The following is a 2,806-nucleotide window of genomic DNA, read 5'->3' as shown; positions in this document are numbered from 1 at the left end:
GCGTCCACCGTGAAGCGCACGTCCACGTTCCCGTGCAGCGCGCGGCTGTACGGGCACAGCTTGTGCGCCTCCGACACGAGCCGCTCGGCGTCCTCCTGCGAGAGACCCGGCAGGGTCACGTGCAGTTCCACGTCCAGCGCGTACCCGATGTCGTCGCGCATGAGGCCCACGTCGGCCTCCACCTTCGACGAGCCGAAGCGCACCTTGTCCCGCCGCGCCACCGCCCCGATCGCGCTCTGGAAGCACGCGGCGTAGCCCGCCGCGAACAGCTGCTCCGGGTTGGTGCCCACCCCGCCGTGCCCGCCGAGCTCCTGCGGCACGCTCAGCTTCACGCCGAGGTGATGGTCCGGCGTCTCGATGTACCCCGCGCGGCCCCCGTGGGCCGTCGCCTTCGTCCTGAAGATCACCTTCGACTCCGTCGTCATGCAGACCTCCTCGCGGCCCATCTTCCCGAGAGCGGACGAGGACGCGGCGTACCCGCGCACACGATGTGAAGGGACGCTCGCCCCACGAGGAGGCCGAACGGACCGAGCGTGAGGAGAGGCGAAATACGCTCCACCTGGGTACGGACCACCTGCTTACGCTCGGGAGCGGTCCCTCGCTTCTGCCTAGAGCGACCACGCGCCTCCGCACGACTGACCCGAGTCCTCCTGCCTTGAGCGCTGACGCGTCTCCGGAACGAGTTCAGGGCATCAGGCGGTCGATGGTCCACCCGTCCGGCGTCAGCGTGTAGCGGAAGCGGTCGTGCAGGCGGCTCGGGCGGCCCTGCCAGAACTCCAGCGCGAAGGGCCGCACCCGGTAGCCGCCCCAGTGCGGCGGGCGTGGCACCTCGCCGGGGAAGGCCCGCTCGGTCGCGTGGAGCCGCTCCTCGAGTTCCGCACGGTCCTCCACGACGGAACTCTGCGCGCTCGCGTGTGCCCCGAGCTGACTCTCGCGCGGGCGGGACGCGAAGTACGCGTCGGACTCCGCGTCCGAGACGAACTCCACCGTGCCCTCCACCCGCACCTGCCGCTCCAGGCCCGGCCAGTAGAACAACAGGGCCGCGCGCGGGTTCGCCTCGATCTCACGGCCCTTCTGGCTGAGGTAGTTCGTGTAGAACACGAAGCCGCGCGCGTCCACGCCGCGCAGCAGCACCGTCCGCGCGCTCGGCTGACCCGACCCGTCCGCCGTCGCGACCGTCACCGCGTACGGCTCCGGCAGGTCCGACGCGAGCGCCTCGTCCAGCCACACCCGGAACTGCTCCACAGGATCGGGGTTGAGGTCCTCGCGGTGCAGTTCGCCGCGGCGGTACTCCTTGCGCAGGTCACGGATGTCGCTCACGACGCCCTCCCCGCCGCGTCACCGCGCAGCACCTGACAGGCCGGGCAGAAGTGCGTGCCGCGCTGCCCCAGCACGATCTTCGTGACGGGCGCGGCGCAGCGCGCGCATGGCTCGCCCTCGCGGGCGTACACGTGATGTGACGCCTGGAAGCCGCCGGGCACGCCGTCCGGCTGCGCGTACGTGTGATCGGAGAGGGTGCTGCCGCCCACCGCGACGGCCTCCGCCATCACCTCTCGGATCGCGGCGCGCAGCCTGACCGCCTCCTCGCGGGTGAGCCGCGTCTGCGCCGGGTGGATGCGCGCCCGCCACAGCGACTCGTCCGCGTAGATGTTCCCCACGCCCGCCACCGGCACCTGCGACAGCAGCCACGGCTTCACCGCGCCCGCGCGGCTCGCGAGCTCCACGAAGGCCGCCTCGTCGAACGCGTCCCCCAGCGGTTCGGGACCCATGAGGCGCAGGGTCGGCATGGACGCGTACTCCCCCGCCGGGACGACCGCCCACTTCCCGAAGCGCCGCGCGTCCTGGAAGAACAGCGCCGTCCCGTCGTCGAGGTGCAGCGTCACGCGCGTGTGACGGCCCGCCTCAGGACGGAAACCGCCCGTCATGCCGAGGTGCACGACGAGCTCCACGTCCGGCTCGCCCTCCTCGGGCTCGAAGGACGCGATGATGTACTTCCCCCGCCTTCCGAGCGCGCTCACGAGGCGCCCGTGCGCGAGGTGCGTGTCCCTGTACTTGTGCGGCGCGTCGTGCTCCACCCGCACGACCCGCCGTCCCGTGATGAGCGGTTCGAGCTTGCGACGCGTCGTCTCGACTTCTGGCAGTTCCGGCACGAAGGAAGTCTAGAGCGGGACGGGCGCGACGTCGGTGGCGCGCGTCTCTGTATCCTGTCGGCATGCCCTCGCCCTTCATGCTCCTGACCGGCTTCGAACCCTTCGGCGGGGACGCCGTCAACCCCAGCGACCTCGCCGCGCGCGCCCTGCACGACGAGGTCGTCGGGGGCCTCCCCGTGCGGTCCGTCCTGCTGCCCGTCGACACCGCCCGCGCCCCGCACGTGCTGCGCGAGGCGCTCGCCGACGGGCCGTCGGCAGTGTTGCTCACGGGGCTCGCGGCGGGAAGGCCGCAGGTGGCGCTCGAACGGGTCGCCTTGAACGTCCTCGACTTCCGCCTGCCGGACAACGCGGGCGTCACGAAGCAGGACGAGCCGGTCGTGCCCGGCGGTCCCGACGCGTACCTCTCCACCCTGCCCCTGCGCGCGATCCTCGCGGCGTGGCGGGCGGCGGGCGTACCCGGGTACATCAGCGACACGGCGGGCCTGTACCTGTGCAATCAGGTGATGTACACCGCCCGTCACGCGCTGGGCGAGGGCGTTCCCTGCGGGTTCCTGCACCTGCCCGCCAACGAGGCGATCGCGCTCTCGGCGCGCGCGCCCGGCCCGTACCTCCCGCAGGGCGAGATCGACCGGGCCGTGCGGGTCGCGCTGGAGGCC

At 72.3% G+C, this 2,806-nt stretch carries 4 protein-coding genes; 1 reads left to right on the top strand and 3 read right to left on the bottom strand.

The window, feature by feature from the left end; translation table 11 throughout:
- From DEIPI_RS27950 to DEIPI_RS0102460, 3 genes are all read right to left on the bottom strand, one after another.
- Positions 1–425 (bottom strand): organic hydroperoxide resistance protein (locus DEIPI_RS27950; RefSeq protein WP_084473895.1); only part of this gene is annotated, 425 nt, incomplete at its 3' end.
- Positions 426–684: 259 nt separating this feature from the next.
- Positions 685–1,320 carry a pyridoxamine 5'-phosphate oxidase gene (pdxH, locus tag DEIPI_RS0102465; protein ID WP_027480729.1) on the bottom strand — a complete coding sequence of 212 codons (636 nt, stop codon included), beginning with the start codon at positions 1,318–1,320 and terminating at the stop codon, positions 685–687.
- The gene (locus DEIPI_RS0102460) at positions 1,317–2,150 is read right to left on the bottom strand and encodes a DNA-formamidopyrimidine glycosylase (RefSeq protein ID WP_027480728.1); all 834 of its coding nucleotides are present in this window, start codon (positions 2,148–2,150) and stop codon (positions 1,317–1,319) included. The genes pdxH and DEIPI_RS0102460 overlap by 4 nt, the downstream gene beginning before the upstream one ends.
- Before the next feature lie 62 nt (positions 2,151–2,212).
- Between DEIPI_RS0102460 and DEIPI_RS0102455 the strand changes: the two genes are divergently transcribed.
- Positions 2,213–2,806, top strand: a 594-nt coding sequence (locus tag DEIPI_RS0102455; RefSeq protein ID WP_045233505.1) for a pyroglutamyl-peptidase I, incomplete at its 3' end; no start/stop codon positions are given.

The organism is Deinococcus pimensis DSM 21231, assembly GCF_000519345.1.
Lineage (GTDB): Bacteria > Deinococcota > Deinococci > Deinococcales > Deinococcaceae > Deinococcus_A > Deinococcus_A pimensis.
The sequence above is the reverse complement of the archived record's forward strand: the minus strand, read 5'-3'. Positions and strand labels throughout refer to the sequence as shown.